The 22464-nt window shown below is 46.8% G+C and carries 12 protein-coding genes; 8 read left to right on the plus strand and 4 right to left on the minus strand.

All coding sequences use genetic code 11. The features are described from left to right. Nucleotide 1 precedes the first annotated feature (1 nt). The 3 genes from gltB (DPF91_RS18245) to gltB (DPF91_RS18255) all read right to left on the minus strand — a co-directional run bounded on the left by gltB (DPF91_RS18245) (nucleotide 2) and on the right by gltB (DPF91_RS18255) (nucleotide 10756). On the minus strand, nucleotides 2-4465 hold the full coding sequence (gltB, locus tag DPF91_RS18245) for a glutamate synthase large subunit (protein ID WP_117235883.1): 4464 nt from the start codon (nucleotides 4463-4465) through the stop codon (nucleotides 2-4). Between the two features lie 259 nt (nucleotides 4466-4724). Then, the gene (locus DPF91_RS18250) at nucleotides 4725-6194 is read right to left on the minus strand and encodes a glutamate synthase subunit beta (protein ID WP_117235884.1); all 1470 of its coding nucleotides are present in this window, start codon (nucleotides 6192-6194) and stop codon (nucleotides 4725-4727) included. Continuing rightward, a complete protein-coding gene (gene gltB / locus DPF91_RS18255; RefSeq protein ID WP_117235885.1) occupies nucleotides 6194-10756 on the minus strand; it encodes a glutamate synthase large subunit in 4563 nt (1520 codons plus the stop codon). The genes DPF91_RS18250 and gltB (DPF91_RS18255) overlap by 1 nt, the downstream gene beginning before the upstream one ends. Nucleotides 10757-11283: 527 nt before the next feature. Between gltB (DPF91_RS18255) and mnmL the strand changes: the two genes are divergently transcribed. From mnmL to DPF91_RS18270, 3 genes are all read left to right on the plus strand, one after another. Then, nucleotides 11284-12222, plus strand: coding sequence for a tRNA modification radical SAM protein MnmL/YtqA (gene mnmL / locus DPF91_RS18260; protein WP_117235886.1), 939 nt, complete (start codon nucleotides 11284-11286; stop codon nucleotides 12220-12222). A 175-nt stretch (nucleotides 12223-12397) separates the two neighbouring features. Beyond that, nucleotides 12398-14737 carry an aerobic respiration two-component sensor histidine kinase ArcB gene (gene arcB / locus DPF91_RS18265; RefSeq protein ID WP_117235887.1) on the plus strand — a complete coding sequence of 780 codons (2340 nt, stop codon included), beginning with the start codon at nucleotides 12398-12400 and terminating at the stop codon, nucleotides 14735-14737. A 20-nt stretch (nucleotides 14738-14757) separates the two neighbouring features. After that, entirely contained in the window at nucleotides 14758-15216 is a 459-nt protein-coding gene (locus tag DPF91_RS18270) for a hypothetical protein (RefSeq protein WP_117235888.1), read from the plus strand. Nucleotides 15217-15286: 70 nt separating this feature from the next. Here DPF91_RS18270 and fldB read toward each other — a convergent pair whose 3' ends face one another. Further along, nucleotides 15287-15805 carry a flavodoxin FldB gene (gene fldB / locus DPF91_RS18275; RefSeq protein ID WP_117235937.1) on the minus strand — a complete coding sequence of 173 codons (519 nt, stop codon included), beginning with the start codon at nucleotides 15803-15805 and terminating at the stop codon, nucleotides 15287-15289. 189 nt (nucleotides 15806-15994) lie between these two features. Between fldB and xerD the strand changes: the two genes are divergently transcribed. The 5 genes from xerD to lysS all read left to right on the plus strand — a co-directional run bounded on the left by xerD (nucleotide 15995) and on the right by lysS (nucleotide 22349). After that, entirely contained in the window at nucleotides 15995-16891 is an 897-nt protein-coding gene (gene xerD, locus DPF91_RS18280; protein ID WP_117235938.1) for a site-specific tyrosine recombinase XerD, read from the plus strand. A gap of 29 nt (nucleotides 16892-16920) precedes the next feature. Next, on the plus strand, nucleotides 16921-17712 hold the full coding sequence (dsbC, locus tag DPF91_RS18285) for a bifunctional protein-disulfide isomerase/oxidoreductase DsbC (protein WP_117235889.1): 792 nt from the start codon (nucleotides 16921-16923) through the stop codon (nucleotides 17710-17712). A 98-nt stretch (nucleotides 17713-17810) separates the two neighbouring features. Further along, nucleotides 17811-19547, plus strand: coding sequence for a single-stranded-DNA-specific exonuclease RecJ (recJ, locus tag DPF91_RS18290; RefSeq protein ID WP_117235890.1), 1737 nt, complete (start codon nucleotides 17811-17813; stop codon nucleotides 19545-19547). Nucleotides 19548-19667: 120 nt separating this feature from the next. After that, nucleotides 19668-20766, plus strand: a protein-coding gene (prfB, locus tag DPF91_RS18295) for a peptide chain release factor 2 (RefSeq protein WP_117235891.1) whose coding sequence is annotated in 2 segments (ribosomal slippage) — nucleotides 19668-19742 and nucleotides 19744-20766 — 1098 coding nt in all. Because the reading frame shifts where the segments join, the coding sequence is not laid out codon by codon here. Nucleotides 20767-20816: 50 nt separating this feature from the next. Further along, the gene (gene lysS, locus DPF91_RS18300; protein ID WP_117235892.1) at nucleotides 20817-22349 is read left to right on the plus strand and encodes a lysine--tRNA ligase; all 1533 of its coding nucleotides are present in this window, start codon (nucleotides 20817-20819) and stop codon (nucleotides 22347-22349) included. Nucleotides 22350-22464: the final 115 nt, after the last annotated feature.

Consider the following 22464-nt stretch of genomic DNA (forward strand, 5'->3'; position numbering starts at 1 on the left):
ATTATTGGGCTTGAACGCGCAATTCAGCGGCGCTACGACTTTGGTGACCAAGCAGGGTTCTGAGGTCTGCTGCTTGAGGTTTAACGAGATAGAACTTTGGAATCCATTCGTCAAAGTTCGCCAGTATCTGCTCTGCATGGATTGAACCTGTTTCTTCCAGGTGCTCGGCTATCAGACCACGTAAATGCTCTTGGTGGATATAGAGATCCGCTAGAGAGAGCGCTTCAACAGACTCTAAGTTGACTCTGCCTTTGAAATCATCATTCTCGTCAAGCACATAGGCAAAGCCACCAGTCATACCTGCACCAAAGTTCACCCCTGTTGCGCCAAGAATGGCAACGATACCGCCCGTCATGTATTCGCACGCATTGTCTCCGGCTCCCTCAATGACTGCGATGGTCCCTGAGTTGCGAACTCCGAAGCGTTCACCTGCTTTACCTGCGGCAAACAGCTTTCCTCCGGTAGCACCGTATAAGCAGGTATTGCCGATAATGGTGGCTTGATTGCAACTGAAGGCGGTTCCTAGGTGTGGCTTGATGGAGATCTTACCTCCCGCCATACCTTTACCTACATAATCGTTCGCATCGCCAGTTAAGTTAAGTTCGACTCCTCCCGCGTTCCAAACCCCAAAGGACTGCCCGGCGGTACCATTTAGGTTCACCTTGATCGGTGTTGCTGCCATACCTTGGTTTCCATAACGCTGAGCGATTTCACCAGATAGACGAGCACCAATCGAACGGTCAGTATTTCTAACGTCGAAGAATAATGAAGTCGACTGACGCTTTTCAATCGCAGGTAGTGCTTGTTCGAGTAGGGATTGGTTGAGTTCTGCCTTATCAAATGGAGCATTCGGCTCTGTCCAGTAGAATGGGTGCCCCTCTGGAGAAACCGGCTGCTCAAGAATTGATGAAAGGTCGAGTTTACTTTGCTTCGCGGTTAATCCTTGTGCGGCTTCTAGTAGGTCGGTACGACCAATCAGGTCCGTCAGCTTTTCTACTCCAAGCGCGGATAGGTAGTAGCGTACTTCCTCGGCGAGTCCTGTGAAGTAGTTCACTACCATCTCAGGTAGACCTTTGAAGTACTCTTTGCGTAGAGTTTCATCCTGTGTTGCTACACCTGTTGCACAGTTGTTGAGGTGGCAGATTCGCAAGAACTTACAGCCCATTGCCACCATAGGGGCAGTACCAAAGCCAAAGCTTTCAGCACCGAGGATGGCACCTTTAATGACGTCGAGTCCTGTCTTTAAACCACCATCGACTTGTAACCGAATCTTGTGGCGTAGGCCATTCGCAACCAGGGCTTGCTGAGTTTCTGCAAGACCTAATTCCCATGGACTACCTGCGTATTTCACTGAAGTCAGTGGACTTGCTGCTGTACCACCATCATAACCAGAGATAGTAATGAGGTCGGCGTAAGCTTTTGCTACCCCTGTAGCGATAGTGCCGACACCCGGTTCAGAAACCAGTTTTACAGAGACAAGAGCTTTTGGATTGACTTGTTTCAGATCGAAGATCAGCTGTGCTAAATCTTCAATTGAGTAAATATCGTGATGAGGAGGAGGAGAGATCAGCGTTACCCCTTGAACGGAGTAGCGCAATTTTGCAATCTCAGCCGTGACTTTATGGCCGGGTAGTTGCCCCCCTTCACCAGGCTTCGCACCTTGTGCGACTTTTATTTGCAGTACATCTGCATTGGTCAAGTAGTGTGGTGTGACACCAAAGCGTCCTGATGCCACCTGCTTGATGCGAGAGTTACGGTCTGTGCCGAAGCGGCGTGGGTCTTCACCCCCTTCACCTGAATTCGAATAGCCACCTAATCTATTCATTGCCGTCGCGAGTGCTTCGTGTGCTTCCGGGCTTAACGCCCCGATCGACATGGCCGCGGAGTCAAAGCGTTTGAATAGCTCTGTTGTTGGCTCAATTTGTTCCAGTGATAGAGGAGAGTCCGAAGTTTTTAGCTTCATTAGGTCGCGAAGTGTCGCAACAGGGCGATTATTTACTTGTGCCGCATAGCTCTTGTAGTCGCTATTTTGTCCCGATTTAACTGCAGTTTGCAGTGTTCCTACGACATCTGGGTTGTACGCATGGTATTCGCCACCGTGTACGTATTTGAGTAGGCCACCGTGGTCTATCGCTTTGCGTTTAGTCCAAGCCTTACGAGAAAGGTTAAACAAATCCTGTTGAAAGTCATCAAAGTTAGCCCCTTGGATACGAGAAGATACACCATGGAAACAGAGTTCAATAACATCATCGTGAAGGCCAACGGCTTCAAAAAGCTGTGAGCATCGATAAGAGGCAACGGTTGAGATGCCCATTTTCGACATAATTTTATACAGACCTTTGTTGATACCGTTTTGGTAGTTCTGCAGTACCTCACGATAGCTAGCATCTAGTACGCCATCATCAATGCACTTCGCTAGTGTTTCATAGGCAAGGTATGGGTAAACGGCAGTCGCCCCAAACCCTAATAACACGGCAAAGTGGTGTGGATCGCGAGCCGTTGCAGTTTCGACAATGATATTGGCATCACATCGCAGGTTAGTGTTTACTAAGCGCGTTTGTACTGCTCCAACCGCCATTGCAGCAGGAATCGGCAGCTTACCTTTGCACAGTGCGCGATCAGAGAGGACGACTAGAACGGTGCCTTGCTTCACGACTTCTTCAACTTGGTCACAAAGGTCATTGATCGCTTGAACAAGGGTTTTCTCTTGAGGATTAAAGTTGATATCAAGGATGGTGTTGCGGTAGTGCTTGTCGCTAAGCTCCAACAGTTGCTGCATGTCAGAGTAAAGCAGTACTGGTGAATTAAACGAAACGCGATAGGCATGGCCATCGGTCTCATTAAACACATTCATCTCCTGACCAATGCTAGTTGCGAGCGACATGACGTGTTTTTCACGCAGTGGATCAATTGGTGGGTTGGTGACCTGAGCAAACTTCTGACGGAAGTAATCTGTCACCAAACGTTCTTTTGAAGACAGAACGGCCATTGGTGTATCGTCACCCATAGAGCCAACAGCTTCTTGCCCCATATCACCAAGAACACGAAGCACTTGATCGATCTCTTCGCGGTTCATCGCAAACTGCTTCTGATAAGTCTTTAATAGGTCCTCATCAAAGCTTCGGGTGCCGATCTGCTCATCTGATACCGCATCAAATGGCGTCAGCTTATGGACATTGTTTTCCATCCACTCACGATAAGGATGGCGAGATTTTAGGTCATTATCGATCTCACTCGATTGCCATAGCTTGCCGCGTCGAGTATCAATAACGAGTAATTCACCGGGGCCGACACGCCCTTTTTCAGCCACTTCATCAGGTGCGTAATCCCAGATTCCCACCTCAGAGGCTAAGGTAATGAGGTTATCTTTGGTTATCACATAGCGAGCTGGGCGCAGACCGTTACGGTCTAAGTTACAGGCAGCGTAGCGTCCGTCAGAGAGCACGATACCCGCCGGTCCATCCCATGGTTCCATGTGCTTAGAGTTAAAGTCATAGAAAGCGCGTAATTCTGGGTCCATATCAGGGTGATTTTGCCATGCAGGTGGAACAAGCATGCGCATTGCTCTGAATACATCCATACCACCTGCTAAAAACAGGTCAAGCATGTTGTCTAAGCTTGATGAATCTGAGCCGGTTTCATTGACAAAAGGGGCAGCAGTTTGCAGATCGGGCAGTAGTGGAGAAGAAAATTTATAAGCTCGAGCTTTCGCCCATTGGCGGTTTCCTTCGATAGTATTTATCTCACCATTATGAGCAAGATAGCGGAATGGTTGTGCCAGAGGCCAGCGAGGTTGAGTATTGGTTGAGAAGCGCTGGTGGAACAGACATATTGCAGATTCCATGCGAAGATCAGCAAGATCGAGGTAAAATCGCGGAAGATCGGCTGGCATACACAGACCTTTGTACACCATCACTTGCGTCGAAAGGCTACAAATGTAGAAGTCAGAGTCATCGGTGATGAGTTTTTCGATGCGTCGTCTTGCGATATATAAACGACGTTCAATGTCTCTCTCACGCCAACCTGCTGGTGCAGAAATAAAAACTTGTTGGATGTTTGGTAGCGAGTCAGAGGCGATGGGGCCAAGCACTTCTGGGTTCGTTGGTACTTCCCGCCAGCCGACAACAGTAAGCGTTTCTTGAGCTAATTGCTTGTTGACGATCTCTTTCGCATTGTTGGCTAATATTGGGTCTTGGCTCAAAAAAATCATGCCAACCGCGTATTGCTTACTCAGGCTCCAGCCTTGTTCTTCTGCGATCAATCGGAGGTAAGAATTAGGTTTCTGTAGCAATAGGCCACAGCCATCCCCAGTCTTTCCGTCGGCGGCGATGCCACCACGGTGAGTCATTCTATCTAGTGCAGATATTGCGGTGCGAACCAGTTTGTGACTCGGTTGACCTTCCATGTGAGCGATCAGACCAAATCCGCAGTTATCCTTTTCTAGGGCAGGATCATAAAGTGCCATTGCAACTCTCCTCTTGCTTCACGTCTTCCTGACAATGTGGCGCATTAGTTATTGTTTTATATTAATTTTTAGTTAAATTTAGTTTGATATTTTGTATGTGCGGTCTGTCAACGTAGCGATAATTCAAACAAAGGTCAAGTTTTCACCACTAGATCAAATGCTAACAATGAGGGTTTTTAGAGAGGATTAAAACAAAAAAGGCCAACCCAATGGGTTGGCCAAATATAAAGTTTGGAAGGAAACTTTATCTAATAAATGGTTATGCCGATAGCATTAGCGAGTTCGCTTTTGCTTCAAGGTTTGAATTACCCATTAGGTAATCATCGATAGCAATCGCACACTCACGACCTTCGTTGATACAACGTACAACCAGAGACTGACCAGTACGCATATCACCTGCAGCAAACACACCTTTCTGGTTAGTCGCATAGCCGTCAGTTGTTACGTTACCACGCTCATCCAGTTTGATGTCTAGCTGAGCAAGTACGCCTGTTGGTTCTGGGTGTAGGAAGCCCATTGCTAGGAATGCCATATCACATGGGATAACACGCTCAGAGTTTGCTACTTCCTCAAAAGTAGGGCGCTCACCTGGTTTTGCGTCTTGCCATACGATATCTGCGATACGTAGGCCTGTTACCTGACCTTGATCGTTACCGATGAACTCTTTAGTCAGGATATTCCAATGACGGTCACAACCTTCTTCGTGTGAAGTGGTTGTTTTCATGATCATTGGGTACTGAGGCCAAGGCATATTTGCTGGACGCTTCTCTGGTGGGATCGGCATGATCTCAACCTGAGTAACGCTTGTCGCCTTATGACGATTAGAGGTACCTACACAGTCAGAGCCGGTATCACCACCACCGATAACCACAACATGCTTATCTTTCGCGTGAATCTCTTCACCCTTAAGATCCATGTCGTTCGCGCGGCGGTTGTTTTGACCTAGGAATTCCATTGCGAAGTGAACGCCTGTCAGTTCACGACCTGGGACTGGAAGATCACGTGGCACTGTAGAGCCGCCGGTTAGGAGTACAACATCGAACTCTTGACGAAGCTGCTGAGCATTTACATCAACACCAATGTGCTGGTTTACTTTGAACTCAACGCCCGCTTCAGCCATTAGGTTAACCTTACGATCGATAACGTCCATACCTAGCTTGAAGTCTGGAATACCGAAGCGTAGTAGACCACCGACTTTTTCGTCACGTTCAAAAACTGTCACAGAGTGCCCCGCACTGTTGAGCTGTTCAGCCGCTGCCAAGCCAGCAGGACCAGAGCCGATGATTGCAATAGTTTTACCTGTGCGAGAGCGAGGCGTCTTAGGTTTTGCGTACCCTTCGCGGTACGCAGTTTCTACGATCGTTTTCTCGATGTTACAGATGGTGATTGGGTCTTGGTTGATACCAAGAACACACGCGCTCTCACAAGGAGAAGGGCACACACGACCTGTAAATTCAGGGAAGTTGTTGGTAGAGCTTAGAATGTTCCAAGCTTCTTCCCAGCTATCACGGTAAACCGCGTCGTTGAATTCTGGGATGATGTTACCAATCGGACAACCGCTGTGACAGAAAGGCACACCACAATCCATACAACGAGAAGCCTGTTCACCAATTTTTTCACCAAACTCTTCGTTAAGAACGAATTCTTTGTTGTTTTCAATTCGAACCGATGGGTCGAGCTTCTTTGGAAGCTCACGACCGTGTTCTAAAAATCCAGTAGGCTTACCCATTATACTGCCTCCACTTCTTCCGTTTGTGCTTGCTCTGCTTCAGCCTTGCGCTTTTGAAGTACCGCTTTGTAGTCACGCGGCATTACCTTAACCATAGAGGCTAGGCTTGCGTCAAAGTTATCTAGGAAAGACTGAGCAACTTCACTTCCTGTGAATTGAACTTGCTTCGTTAGCATCTCTTTCAGTAGTTCGCGATCTTCTGCTTCGATTGGATCTAGGTCTACCAGTTCAGGGTTTAGCTTGGTTTCGAAATCACCAGATTTATCCCAAACGTAAGCTACACCACCACTCATACCTGCCGCAAAGTTACGACCTGTAGAGCCAAGGATTACCGCAACACCACCAGTCATGTATTCACAACCGTGGTCACCGACACCTTCAACGACAACCTTCGCACCTGAGTTACGTACACAGAAACGCTCACCCGCCATACCGCGAATGTAAGACTCACCTGATGTTGCGCCGTAGAAACATACGTTACCAACCACGATGTTATCTTCAGCAACGATGTCAGATTTCGCATCTGGGTAAAGCACTAGCGTACCGCCAGATAGGCCTTTGCCCCAGTAGTCGTTCGCATCACCTTCTACTTCGAACTTCACGCCCTTAGCAAGGAATGCACCGAACGATTGACCTGCAGAACCATTGAACTTCACGTTCATTGGCTGTGGTAGACCTGCGTCTTTGTAAACCTTCGAGATTTCGTTCGACAGCATGGTACCCGCAGAGCGGTCTGTGTTGATAATAGGGAATTCAGCGTTCACTGCTTCGCCTTTCTCAAGTGCTGGGATAGCCGCTTGAATCAACTTACGGTCTAGAACTTCTTCTAGGTTGTGGTTTTGTTCTGTCTGGTTAAAGATGCCGTCGCCTTCACGCGCTTCTTCAATGTGAAGCACAGGTGATAGATCTAGGTTTTTGTATTTCCAGTGTTTGATGTCTTCACGAACTTTTAGTTTGTGCGACTGACCAACCATCTCGTCGATAGTGCGGTAGCCAAGCTCAGCCATCACTTCACGTAGACCTTCAGCCATGTACTGGAAGAATGTTACTACGTCTTCTACGCGGCCATCGAAACGCTCACGTAGGGTCTTGTTTTGTGTTGCGATCCCAACAGGACAGGTATTCTTATGACACTTACGCATCATGATACAGCCTTCAACAACCAGCGCTGCTGTCGCTACACCCCATTCCTCAGCACCCAGTAGTGTTGCTACTGCAAGGTCGCGAGGGGTTTTCATCTGACCGTCAGATTGAACCACGATACGGTTACGTAGACCGTTCTTGATTAGCGTCTGGTGCGTCTCAGCTAGACCTAGTTCCCAAGGTAGGCCTGTGTGACGGATAGAAGACATTGGTGATGCACCTGTACCGCCATCGAAACCGGCGATAAGAACAACGTCAGCTTTCGCTTTTGCTACACCTGATGCAATCGTACCTACACCTGCTTCTGATACTAGCTTCACGTTTACACGGCCAGCACGGTTTGCATTCTTCAAGTCGTAGATCAGCTGAGCCAAATCTTCGATTGAGTAGATATCGTGGTGTGGCGGTGGTGAGATTAGACCAACCCCTGGAGTCGAGTGACGTGTTGCACCGATCCAATCATCAACCTTATCACCTGGTAGCTGACCACCTTCACCTGGTTTCGCGCCTTGAGCCATCTTGATCTGTAGCTCATCTGCGTTAGTTAGGTAGTAAGACGTTACACCAAAGCGGCCTGACGCCACCTGCTTGATTGCAGATCGTTCCCAATCGCCGTTCTCTTTGCGTTCGAAACGTGTTGGGTCTTCACCACCTTCACCAGAGTTCGATTTCGCGCCGATACGGTTCATAGCAACCGCTAGCGTTGAGTGTGCTTCGTAAGAGATAGAACCGAATGACATTGCACCTGTCGCGAAACGCTTGAGGATGTTTTCGATTGGCTCTACTTCTTCTAGCGGGATTGAACCTGCTGGGTTCTTAACAAAATCTAGCTGGCTACGCAGTGTTGCTGCGTTATCGCCTTGGTCGTCCACCGCTTTCGCGTATTTCTTGAACTGAGCGTAGTCTTTGTTACGAGTAGATTCTTGTAGCAGTGAAATCGTCTCAGGGTTAAACAGGTGCTTTTCGCCACGCTGTTTCCACTGGTAAACACCACCGACATCAAGTACTTGAACTGGGATTTCACGCGTTGGGTAACCAATGCGGTGACGCACTAGCACTTCCTTCGCGATGTCATCAATGGTTAGGCCTTGGATACGAGAAACCGTACCAGTGAAGTACTTATCTACTACTGACTTGCTGACGCCCAGAGCTTCAAAGATTTGAGCACCGTGGTACGACTGCAGTGTTGAGATACCCATCTTCGAGAAGATCTTCAGTAGCCCGCCATTGATAGCGTTACGGTAGTTCTCGAATAGGTCTTTAATGTTCGCTTCAGGATCAAGCTTCTTAGTGCGCTGTAGCTCAACCATAGTCTCAATCACTAGGTATGGGTTAACTGCGTTCGCGCCGTAACCCACTAGCGTTGCGAAGTGGTGCGTTTCACGTGCATCACCCGTCTCAACCACGATGTCACACTTCGCACGTAGACCCTTACGGATCAGGTGGTGGTGAACCGCGCCAACCGCCAGCATTGCTGGGATAGCTGCGTGGTTAGAGTTAACCGCACGGTCAGTTAGAAGGATGATTGAGTAACCATCTACAACCGCATCTTCAGCATACTGACAGATGCGTTTAAGTGCGCGCTCTAGCTTGCCTTCGTCTTCGTTCGCTTGGAATACGATGTCTAGTGTCTTCGCTTGTAGGTGCTCGTTATCGATCGCACGTAGCTTTTCAAGCTCAGAGTTAGATAGAACTGGCGACTCTAGTTCTACTTTTTGACAGTGCTCTGGAGACTCCGCAAGTAGGTTCTGGTCCTTACCTAGGTAAGTGTTCAGAGACATAACCATGCGCTCACGAATCGGGTCGATTGGTGGGTTAGTTACCTGAGCAAACAGCTGTTTAAAGTAGTTTGATAGATGTTGTGACTGGTGCGAAAGAATCGCTAGTGGCCAGTCGGCACCCATTGCTGAAAGTGGCTCTTTGCCATCTTTCGCCATCGGTACAATGATTTCATTGACTTCTTCAGAGCTCACACCGAATGCTTGCTGCTTGTGAAGTAGCTTTTCAGGTGATGGCTGACTGAATTCGTTGCTCGCATCTGGCAGTTTCTTCAGGCTTAGAAGGTTCTCTTCAACCCACTTTTCGTAAGGCTGAGCACCTGCAATGCCGTCTTTTACTTCTTCATCAGAGATGATGCGGCCTTGCTCTAGGTCAGCAACGAAGATACGACCTGGCTGTAGACGGCCACGGAACTCAACGTTCTCTGGCTCAATCTCAACAACACCAGACTCAGAAGCCATTACTAGGAAGTCATCTTTAGTTACTGTGTAGCGAGAAGGACGCAGACCGTTACGGTCAAGGGTTGCACCTACTTGAACACCGTCAGTGAAACATACCGATGCTGGGCCATCCCATGGTTCCATTACGTTCGCATGGTACTGGTAGAACGCGCGACGAGTTGGGTCCATGTTTTTGTTTTCTTGCCATGCTTCAGGGATCATCATCATCAACGCATGTGGCAGGCTGCGACCAGATAGAACTAGGAGCTCAAGTGCCATATCGAAGTTAGATGAATCCGAGCTGCCTTCCTGACAGATAGGAAGTAGCATGTCGATCTCTGCCTGAGTAAACAGATCAGATTCGATGATTGCTTCACGGGCTTTCATCCAGTTCAGGTTACCGCGAACTGTGTTGATTTCACCGTTGTGAGCAATGTAACGGAAAGGCTGTGCTAGACGCCAGCGAGGGAATGTATTGGTAGAGAAACGAGAGTGAACCAGTGCTAGCGCACTCACCATCGTTGGATTCTGTAGATCTAAGAAGTACTGAGGAACTTGTTCCGTCGTTAACTGACCCTTGTACACCACGGTCTTGTAAGACATCGAGTTGATGTAGAAATCATCACCAATGTTCGAAATGCTCTCTAGACAAACACGAACCGTGTAGTTACGTAGTACGTACAGTTTACGTTCTAGCTCTTCAGGAGTAATGCCCGGGCCACCAGAGATGAACACATGCTCAAACTGAGGCTCAGTGCTTAGTGGATCTGCACCGATCATTGAGTTGTCGGTCGGTAAAACGCGGTAGCCGATTACGTCGAGTTCTAGACGTTTAGCATTGCGCTCTAAGATATCGCGACATTGTGCGCGTTTGTGCTCGTCCTTAGGGAATAGCACCACACCAACACCGTACTTCTCAAATGAAGGCAGCTTGATACCAAGCTTTACGGCTTCTTCTAGTAGAAATTCGTGTGGCTTCTGAAGCAAGATACCCGCACCGTCACCAGAGCATGGGTCACAACCTTGACCGCCACGGTGTTCCATGCGCGCTAGCATGTCGAGAGCTTGCGTCACTACTTCATGTGATTTGCGGTTTTTCAGATGAGCAACAAAACCGATACCACAAGCATCATGCTCCAACTCTGGAGTATAAAGACCCTGTGAGCTTTGCTCTTTATCTACCTGATCTTGGTAAACCATAGATACATCCTTCCAGTTAAATCTAGGCTAGGGGCATATAGCTGACTTAGCCTTGTCCTTTATATTTATGAATCTAAACCACCTATGCTGGTGGCTGAGTCCTTTCCGTATCTCGCAGGAAAAGTATTGCGAGAAAAACAATCCTTAGTGAATCCCAATGATTTAATATCACGTCATAGTGATTTATATGGTGGGTGTTGGGATTCACCGACATTTCTGCATTTATCCACTGTCATAAAAACGACAAAATTAGCAGAATTGTGTAAGTATCCTACAATTTTGTTTAGCTTAATTCCAACGAAAGTTTGACCGTGTAGAACATTTTTTGCGTCAAAAAGTGAATATTCAGTTTAACATTTACTCAACATTTCGGTTTTTAGCGTTATTTTTTGCATGTTTATTGATTTGCGTTAGGTGGCTCGCGAATTTTTGACGCTATTCTGTGCGGTCTTTAATTGCAGGGATGTAATTTTATTTCATAAATAGGATTGAGATTTATTCTTAGTTACTAAGTTACGGGTAATCGAATGCAGTTACATGAGTTGGTGAACACTATTGGACAAGACCTTCAGCGTCGATATGGCGAGAAGGTACATAAGCTGACGCTACATGGCGGTTTTAGTTGTCCAAATAGAGATGGCACTATCGGGCGAGGAGGATGTACATTTTGTAATGTGGCTTCTTTTGCTGATGAAGAAACTCAAGTAAAGAGTATTGTTGACCAACTCACTGACCGAGCGGGTGAGATTGCACGAGCGAAGAAGTATCTGGCTTATTTTCAGGCTTACACCAGCACTTACGCCGAGGTACAGGTTCTTAAAAACATGTACGAAGAAGCTCTCAAGGCTGCAGATATTGTTGGTTTGTGTGTGGGGACTCGTCCTGACTGTGTGCCTGACTCTGTCCTTGAGTTGCTATCGGGTTATGTGGAGCAAGGCTACGAAATTTGGCTTGAGCTTGGGCTGCAAACTGCAAACAATGACACCCTAAAACGCATCAATCGTGGTCATGACTTTGAAGTCTATGAAGCGATCACCAAGCGTGCCCGTGCTCTGGGTATCAAAGTGTGTACTCATTTGATTGTTGGCCTACCTAAAGAGACCAAACAAGACAATCTTGAGACCTTAGATAAGGTACTTAAAGTGGGCACTGATGGTATCAAGCTACATGGTCTACATATTGTAGAAGGCAGTACTATGGCAAAAGCCTGGAAAGCGGGTCGCCTAGAAGCCCCTTCCCTTGAGGAGTATGTGGATATTGCGAGCGAAGTTATTCGTCGTACACCTGCAGATGTGGTTTATCACCGTGTGAGTTCAGCTGCTCGTCGACCTACTTTATTATCCCCACTGTGGTGTGAAAACCGTTGGCTTGCTATGACCGAAATTGGTCGTGCGTTAAATAAAGAGGGCGCTCAAGGTGCTCTTGTTGGTCAACCGTTCGAGTACACCCTGCCCATTTTAAAGTAACGATCATCTTAAGAGGAAGCGAAAGTCGTCAGACTCCTAAGTGTTTCCTCGTTTTCGTTTTTCGTCTATTTTCCTGCTTTTCATCATCCTTTCACCCCGTTTGCTGGTCAGCATGCTGTTTTTTCATCAAAAAATAGTACACTGCCTCTACTGACCTGTTTCTGCGGAGTATTTGATGAAACCGATGAAGAACCTCGCTCAGTACTATGTCGACTTATTAGTACGACTCGGTATTGTGCGCTTTTCTGTTGTTCTTGCCCTCGCCTTGGTTGCGCTTGCCCTTGTTGTGCAAGTTGTCATTACCATGCTACTCAAAGGGCGGGTGGATGATGTTGATATCGTCCGTTCTATTTTCTTTGGTTTGCTTATTACCCCATGGGCGGTCTACTTCTTATCGGTAGTCGTTGACCAGCTTGAAGAGTCCCGCCAACGCCTAGCCAAACTGGTTTCTAAGCTCAAAGACATGCGCTCTCGAGATCAAGAGATGAACATTAAGCTGCAAAGCAACATTGAAAAGCTTAATAAAGAGATCGAAGAGCGAATTAAAGCTGAAGAAGCGCGTGAAGAAGCGATGCATGATCTTGAAAACGAGGTCTATCAACGCGAGCGTACTCAGGTCGAATTGGCCGAGAGAACAGCACTATTGCGTTCTTTTATTGATGCCTCACCGGATCTCATTTATTACCGTAATGCCGATGGCGTATTCTCTGGCTGTAACAAGGCAGTAGAGGACCTGATTGGTAAGAGAGAAAAGGATCTCGTTGGTTTGACACCATGGGATGTGTACAGCAAAGAGATTGCCCAGCAAGTGGTAGAAACCGATGAGAAGGTTTTCCATGACAACCAAGCGCTCACGTATGAGCAGTGGCTTGAATATCCAGATGGTAAGAAGAGCTACTTTGAACTGCGTAAAGTGCCCTTTTATAGTAAAGACGGCCGCCACCTAGGTCTGGTTGGCTTTGGTCGTGATATTACTGAGCGCAAGCATTCTCAAGAGAAGCTAGAAAAAGCGAGCCGTGATAAAACCACCTTCATTTCTACGATCAGTCACGAACTGAGAACGCCGTTAAACGGCATCGTTGGCCTGAGTCGCATGCTGCTTGATAGCAAACTTAATGAAGAACAACGTCAGTACATGCAGACGATCAACGTCAGTGCCGTCACACTGGGCAACATATTTAACGATATTATCGATATGGATAAGTTCGATCGACGCAAGCTTGAGCTTTTCCCTAAACCACTCAATTTTGAAGAGTTTGTCCTAGAGATGGAAAGTATCTCAGGCTTGATGGCTTCTCAAAAAGGGCTGCGTTTCGACTTAGAGCGATTGAGCGACCTGCCTGGCGCAATTGAAGTCGATGCAACACGTCTTCGCCAAGTACTTTGGAATCTGGTCAGTAACGCCATGAAGTTCACCAAAGAGGGTGGGGTAGTCATGAGTGTTGAAGCTGAAACCGATCAACGCTTTGCATATATTACTATTGAAGTTGAAGATAGCGGTATTGGGATTCCTCAGGCTGAGCTCGATAAGATCTTTGCGATGTATTATCAGGTGAAGTCCGGCAAAGACAATTTACACGCCGTGGGTACAGGTATCGGCCTTGCAGTCTCTAAGCAACTGATCAACATGATGGATGGTGATATTACCGTTAGCAGTGAAGAGGGATTTGGCAGTACCTTTACTGTTACTATCAAGGCACCACTTGCTGAGATTGAGCAACCTGAAACGACAGTGACAGCAGCATCGCATGAGCTAAACATCTTCATGGTTGAGGATATTGAACTCAATATCACCGTTGCACGCTCTTTGCTTGAAAGCCTTGGACATGAAGTGACGGTAGCGATGAACGGTGAAGAAGCAATGGAGATGTTTGACCCTGAGCTTTACGATCTTGCCTTCCTAGATATTAATTTACCGGATATGACCGGTTTTGATATCGCAGAGTACTTTAGAAGAACCTACCTTGATTTACCTCCGCTCGTCGCACTTACGGCGAACGTCATTAAAGACAAGAGCGAGTATCTCGAGAAAGGCATGGATGATGCGATCAGTAAGCCACTTTCTGTCTCTTCAGTCCTCAAAGTCATCGTGAAGTTTATTGATGCGGCAGAGCAACAAGATAAGCAAGTGATTGAGTCGAAGCCAAAAGAATCCTGTGATGAGTATGGTCAAGTACTTGATTTAGCTATGCTTGAGTCATATGTTGATATTGTTGGCCCTGAGTTAGTGCTTGATAACATTAGTATGTTTGAAGAGATGATGCCGGGCTATATAGAGGTACTGACCTCGAACCTTACCGCCAAGGATCAGGCGAGTATTGCTGAAGAGGCGCACAAAATTAAAGGTGCTGCGGGCTCAATCGGCCTCAAGCGCATTCAATCAGTAGCTCAAAAAGCGCAATCACCAGACTTACCAGCATGGTGGGATAACATCAGTGATTGGGTTGATGAAATTGAGAATGAGTACAGCAAAGATATTGAGGTACTTAAACAGTGGTTAGGTCAAAGACCCTAGTCGATGAGGATATAATAAAGATGAAAAAACTAGCACTAGTAGGACTAAGCGTGATGGCTTTAGCCGGTTGTAGCTCGATCACAACATCAGAGGTTGACTGGTCTGCTGATGCAACAGCAATGAAAGCAGCAACAGATGTAACGCTGCGTAGCAATCTTTGGTTGAACAAAATGCCTATGATTGGTGATGAAAGAAATGAAGAAACGCTTCACGGCGCACTTTACCTTGAATCAAGTAGTTACTTGCCAGCAGAGCTCGATGTCACTCAGGTCGTACTTCGCCAGGGTACTGAAACCTGGTCAATATATGCAGATGATGTTGAGTTGCGCACGCACAGTGCAACGGCATGGGAAGTCGCATTTAAGTGGCAGCTGGAGATAGACCCTGAGCAGCCGGTCGATGTAGCAGTAGAGCTTATCAAGGAAGAGAAAACAGAATGGGTAGTGAACAACCAAGTTAAGCTGGATGTAGTTTACTAACTAGGCTTATTAGCGTTTAGATTTCTAGTTCCTAGCAGTTTTGCCCTAGGAACTAGAAACACATTATAGGTTAGATAGTCTCAGCGTACTCGTTCAGAATTTGAGTTACCCAAGCTTCAATACGCTCATCACTTTGCTCATACTGAGAGTCTTCATCTAGCGCTAATCCAACAAACTTCTCACCATCTTCCGTCAGTGCTTTCGAAGCCTCAAATTCATAGCCTTCTTTTGACCAGTAGCCGATAAACTTCGCTCCGGTTGGTTTCAGTTCGTCATGCAGCATACCCATTGCATCAAGGAACCATTCGCCATAGCCTTCTTGATCGCCTAAGCCGAACAACGCGACGTGCTTGCCATCGAGTTGAATGCCGTTGATTTGATCCCATATTTCTCCCCAATCCTCTTGGAGTTCACCGAAATCCCATGTTGATATGCCAAGAATGAGTAAATCATAATCATTCATTAGAGTCAGTGAAGATTCTTTTACATTATGAAGGTTGACAAGGTCTTCACCAATGATGCCGCGCATCTTCTCTGCTGCCATCTCGGTATAGCAAGTTGTAGAGCCGTAGAATAAACCAATTTTCATTGTGATGTGCATGTGTGTAAATGAGCAATAGCGGGATTCTAACGCTAAACCAAGGTCGATATAAGGTTTTTATGGAAATCTGTGACTGGCTCACATACCCTGTATATATAACCACTGGTTGTGACCCTGTTTTTAGTGAGAGGCACTGTGAGCCAAAACGAACCTGTAGCAGCGACAGCGGTAAAACCGATGTCCACCGAGCAAGCGCTTGTCGAACAATTTTTAGATGCGATGTGGATGGAGCGAGGGCTATCAGATAACACCTTGAGCTCTTACCGCAATGATTTAAATAAGCTATTGGAGTGGATGAAAGCGAATAATTACCGCCTCGATTTCATTAGTACTGCTGGCTTGCAAGAATACCAATCGTGGCTGGTGGATAAGGATTACAAGCAGACCTCAAGAGCGAGAATGCTTTCAGCTATTCGTCGATTGTTTCAATACCTGCACCGAGAAAAGCAAAGGGGTGATGATCCCAGTGCACTCTTGGTTAGCCCCAAGCTTCCAAAGCGTCTACCAAAAGATCTCAGTGAAGAGCAAGTCGACGCGTTATTGGAAGCGCCTGATCCAAATAACCCGATTGAGCTAAGAGACAAGGCGATGCTCGAGCTTCTATATGCAACTGGCCTACGTGTGACGGAACTGGTGAGTTTAACTATGGAGAACATTAGTCTTCGGCAGGGGGTAGTGCGAGTGATCGGTAAAGGTAATAAGGAACGCTTAGTACCGATGGGAGAAAATGCGGTTGAATGGATAGAGGCATTCATCAGTAAAGGTCGCCCAGAGTTGCTTGGAGAAAAAACCTCCGATGTGGTGTTCCCGAGCAATAGAGCGAAGCAAATGACTCGCCAAACCTTCTGGCATCGTATTAAGTTCTATGCGACGTTAGCAAATATCGATACAGAGCTACTTTCTCCTCACGTATTACGACATGCATTTGCCACACATCTGTTAAACTATGGGGCAGACTTGCGTGTGGTACAAATGTTGTTGGGGCACAGTGACTTGTCTACGACACAGATTTATACTCACGTCGCTAACGAGCGATTGAAGCAAATCCATAGCGAGCATCACCCAAGAGCGTGATCACTAATTAATTTGATTAAGGTAACGATATGAGCGTTATTCGCCACATCACAACTCTGACCCTATGTTCATTCATTGCTGCGTGTGGGGCAGAAGAGCAGAGCGTTAAAGCTGAAACAACACAACAAACGGTGCCTGAGCAAGCGTCTGAGGTTAGCCAAGACGAACTGCAGCAGTTAAAAAACCGTTTCAGCAAGCTAAAAATAGAAGTGCAAGAAGCGCAGCCATCTCCCGTTGCTGGCCTATATGAACTGACAACCAATGCCGGTGTGTTTTACTCGAGCCTAGAAGGCGACTACTTCCTAACCGGGACTCTCTTCTCGTTAGATAAAGAAGGCAATTATGTTGACCTTCTGGCTGCAAAACAACAACCACTCAATGCGGAAAAAGTAGAAGCATTAGCGGATAGCATGATTGTTTACAAAGCTGACAATGAAAAACATGTGATCACTGTCTTCACTGATATCACGTGTGGGTACTGTCTAAAGCTACATCGTGAGTTACAAGATTACCTAGATAAAGGCATTACCGTTCGCTATCTGGCCTATCCACGAAACGGTTTGCAAAACCAAACCGCAGAAGAGATGGCGAAAATCTGGTGTGCTGAAGACAATGCACAAGCTTTACATGCAGCAAAGGTTGATCGTCAATCCGCTGAGCCTATTGGGGATATGGCTATGTGCCGTGCAACCGTAGCAGAACACTTCAATCTAGGTCGTGAACTGGGTATTTCTGGTACACCAGCAATCATTCTAGAAAGTGGTGAAATCGTTGGTGGTTACGTCGATGCAAACCAACTGCTTAAGATTATTGAGAAGTAATCACAAACTATAATGCTCCCAATGTTTCTAGCGCTTAGATCCCTGAGCGCTAGAAATCCATCTTGTGCTAACAGCTTTCCTCAAATAATGAGTTCATGATGATCGAGATACAACGCCGAGAAGAAGTTGACGTATCACAGCTTCCTACCACTATCCCAGAGTTATTGCGACGCATCTATATCAGTCGCGGTGTTCAAGGTCCGCACCAACTAGAGACTGCAGCAAAAGGTCTGCACTCCTATCAAAAGCTCGGCGGAATCGATAAAGCGGTTGAGCTGTTGTTTGAAGCGATTCAAGAGCAGAAACGTATCATTATTGTCGGTGATTTCGATGCTGATGGAGCAACTAGCTCTGCATTGTCGGTACTCGCTCTGCGTATGTTAGGTAGCCAAAATGTCGATTATTTGGTTCCGAATCGCTTTGAAGACGGTTATGGATTGAGCCCCGAGGTGGTTGATCAAGCCATTGAGATTGGTGCTCAGCTCATAATGACAGTAGATAACGGCGTCTCATCGATATCTGGTGTGAAATACGCGAAAGAGCAAGGCCTCGATGTGCTGGTCACCGACCATCACTTACCGGGTCATGAGTTACCTATTGCTGATGCGATGGTTAACCCAAATTTGGAAGATTGTGCTTTCCCATCTAAGTCTTTAGCTGGAGTGGGGGTTGCTTTCTATTTGATGATGGCACTGTGTGTTCACATGCGCAAATTGGGTTGGTTTGCTGAGCAAGGTGTTCCTGAGCCTAAGCTTATGGAGCTTATTGACTTGGTTGCGCTTGGTACCGTTGCGGACGTAGTGGCCTTAGACGAAAACAATCGAATTTTGGTTCATCAAGGTTTGCAGCGTATCCGCGCGGGCAAGGCTCGTCCGGGTATTCAGGCTTTGATTGAGGTTGCTAAGCGCGATGCTCGTCGTTTGGTTGCTGCTGATTTCGGTTTTGCTTTAGGTCCGCGTATCAATGCAGCGGGTCGTCTTGATGATATGTCGTTTGGTGTTGAGCTGCTCATGAGCAATAACATCCACGCCGCACGTCGGATGGCCAGCGAACTTGATGGTTTAAACCAAACTCGACGTGAGATTGAAGATGGCATGAAGCAAGAAGCCATGGCTTTCTGTGAGCGTTTGCAGTTCGGTGATGATGATATGCCTTATGGCTTGGCACTATTCCAACGTGATTGGCACCAAGGTGTGATTGGTATTTTGGCATCGCGTATTAAAGATAAATTTCATCGCCCTGTGATTGCATTTGCAGATGGTGGGGAAGGTACAATCAAAGGCTCTTGTCGCTCTATTCCTGGTTTGCATATGCGAGATAATCTGGATCGTATCGACACCCAAAATCCAGACCTAATTCTAAAATTTGGTGGCCATGCCATGGCCGCAGGTTTAACTATTCGTGAAAAAGACTTTGAGCGCTTTAGTCGACTGTTCGACGAAGCGGTAAAACAAGACCTTGATGAAGCGGCGCTAAAGGGAATTATTCTCTCCGATGGTGAGTTGAAGCCGGAAGAGTTCTCCATGCACGTGGCTGAAATGTTGCGTGCTGGTGGTCCTTGGGGACAGGCCTTTCCAGAACCAATCTTTGATGGTGAATTCAAAGTATTACACCAGAAGTTAGTGGGGGAAAAGCACCTCAAGATGATGTTAGAGCCTCTGCATAAAGGCCACCCCACAAACATTATGATTGATGGTATTGCCTTCAATGTTGACTTGAGACGTTGGCCTGATGCTTCTGTCAAAACAGTGCATCTTGCCTATAAGCTCGATATTAATGAGTTTCGAGGTAACCAATCTCTGCAACTGATGGTCGACCACCTAGAGGCTCGTTAAACTTCAACAGCTTTTGTATATCCCCACTTAAACAGGTAAAGATCGACTTTTTTCTGTATCTTCGTCACATTTTTGAGTAGAATTCTGCGGTTAAATTCTACTCATGAATGTTGAGACAACATGTTTGAAATCAATCCTATTAAAAACCGCCTACAGGACGTGTCTGAGCGCACGAATGTCCTGAGGGGGTATCTTTGACTATGACGCTAAGAAAGAGCGTCTAGAAGAAGTTAACGCAGAACTAGAACAGCCAGACGTATGGAACGAACCTGACCGCGCACAAGCGCTAGGTAAAGAGCGTTCTGCACTGGAAGCGGTTGTTGAAACGATCGATCTCCTTGAGCAAGGTGTCGAAGACGTAGATGGTCTTCTAGAGCTTGCTGTTGAAGAAGAAGATCAAGAAACGTTTGACGAGATCGAGCCAGAACTTGCAGACCTAGAAGCAAAACTTGAGAAACTTGAGTTCCGTCGTATGTTCTCTGGTGACCATGATGCTTCCGACTGTTACATCGACCTACAATCAGGTTCAGGTGGTACAGAGGCGCAAGACTGGACCAACATCATGCTTCGTATGTACCTACGTTGGGCTGAAGCGAAAGGCTTCAAGACCGAGGTAATCGAGGTATCTGAGGGTGAAGTTGCTGGCCTGAAAGGCGCAACGGTTAAGATCTCTGGCGAATACGCTTACGGTTGGCTGCGCACTGAGACTGGTGTTCACCGTCTAGTTCGTAAATCACCGTTTGACTCAAGCGGCCGTCGTCACACGTCATTTGCTTCTGCGTTTATCTACCCAGAGATTGATGACAACATCCAGATCGACATTAACCCATCTGATCTACGTATCGACGTATACCGTGCATCAGGTGCGGGTGGTCAGCACGTTAACACCACGGAATCTGCAGTACGTATTACTCACGTACCGACCAATATCGTGGTTCAGTGTCAGAACGACCGTTCTCAGCACAAAAACAAAGATCAGGCGATGAAACAGCTTCGTGCAAAACTGTTCGAACATGAGCTTCAAAAGCAGAACGCTGAGAAGCAAGCGAACGAAGATGCCAAGTCTGACATCGGCTGGGGTAGCCAAATCCGCTCTTACGTACTAGATGACTCGCGCATCAAAGACCTACGTACTGGCGTAGAAAACCGCAACACTCAAGCGGTTCTAGACGGCGACCTAGACAAATTTATCGAAGCTAGCCTGAAATCAGGTCTGTAAGCTTTTCACCGAAAAACACTCGTTACTAACGAAAACAGGATACATCGAAAATGACTGATGCTGTTCAAAACGAAAACGCACAAGAAGGCTCTCTACCTGAAGAGAATAAACTGATCGCAGAGCGTCGTAGCAAGCTGGATCACATCCGCAAGAGCTGCAAAGCAAACGGTCACCCAAATGATTTCCGTCGTGAGCACCTAGCTGGCGATCTTCAAGCGGAATTCGGTGAAAAGACGAAGGAAGAGCTAGAAGAGCTAAACCACGTGGTTGCAATCGCTGGTCGTGTAATGGCTAAGCGTGGCCCATTCCTAGCGATTCAAGAAACATCTGGCCGTATCCAAGCATACGCAGCAAAAGATGTTCAAAAAGAACTGAAAGAGAAATACCAAGGTCTAGATATCGGTGACATCATCGGTGTTAAAGGTGCACTTCATAAATCAGGTAAAGGCGACCTTTACGTGAACATGGAGTCTTACGAGCTGCTAACTAAGGCACTTCGTCCACTTCCAGAGAAGTTCCACGGCCTGACTGACCAAGAGATGCGTTACCGTCAGCGTTACGTTGACCTGATCGTGAACGAAGATTCTCGTAACGCATTCATCGTGCGCTCTAAGCTTGTATCTTCAATCCGTAACTTCATGAGCGCGAAAGGCTACCTTGAAGTAGAAACGCCAATGATGCACGTAATCCCTGGTGGTGCAACGGCTCGTCCATTCATCACTCACCACAACGCGCTAGACATCGACATGTACCTACGTGTTGCTCCTGAGCTTTACCTGAAGCGTCTAGTAGTGGGTGGTTTTGACCGTGTATTCGAGATCAACCGTAACTTCCGTAACGAAGGTCTGTCGCCACGTCATAACCCAGAATTCACAATGATGGAATTCTACCAAGCGTACTCTGACTATAAAGATCTTATGGATCTAACAGAAGAGATGCTAAGCACGGCAGCAATGGACGTTCTTGGTTCGACTTCTATGCCTTACGGTGACGAAACGGTTGAGTTTGGTGGTAAGTACGCACGCATGAGCATGTTCGATGCGATCAAGCAGTACAACCCTGACCACGCTGAGATTCAAGCGCTAACAGAAGCGGATCTACAAGACCGTGACAAGATGGTAGCAATCGCGAAATCAGTACACGTAGAAGTAGAAACGTTCTGGACATGTGGTCAGCTTCTAGAAGAGATCTTTGGTGAAACGGCTGAGCCTCAGCTAATCCAACCAACGTTCATCACTGGCTACCCAGCTGACATCTCGCCTCTAGCACGTCGTAGCGATGACAACCCATTCTTCACAGACCGTTTTGAGTTCTTCATCGGTGGCCGTGAAGTAGCGAATGGCTTCTCAGAGCTTAACGATGCACAAGACCAAGACGAGCGTTTTAAAGCGCAAGTGAACGCGAAAGATGCTGGTGATGACGAAGCAATGTACTACGATGCAGACTACATCACAGCACTAGAACACGGCCTACCGCCAACAGCAGGTCAAGGCATCGGTATCGACCGCCTAGCAATGCTGTTCACTAACACGCACACAATCCGTGACGTGATTCTATTCCCAGCGATGCGCCCACAAGCGTAAGCTAAAATAGAATTTAGATAAAAAACCGCCACTTGGCGGTTTTTTTGTACCTGTAACTAAGCAAAGATGAGAATAATTCTGTTTTAGTGCTAGTCTCAATAGTGAGACATTAATT

It is taken from the genome of Vibrio maerlii (genome assembly GCF_003415655.1).
Classification (GTDB): domain Bacteria; phylum Pseudomonadota; class Gammaproteobacteria; order Enterobacterales; family Vibrionaceae; genus Vibrio; species Vibrio maerlii.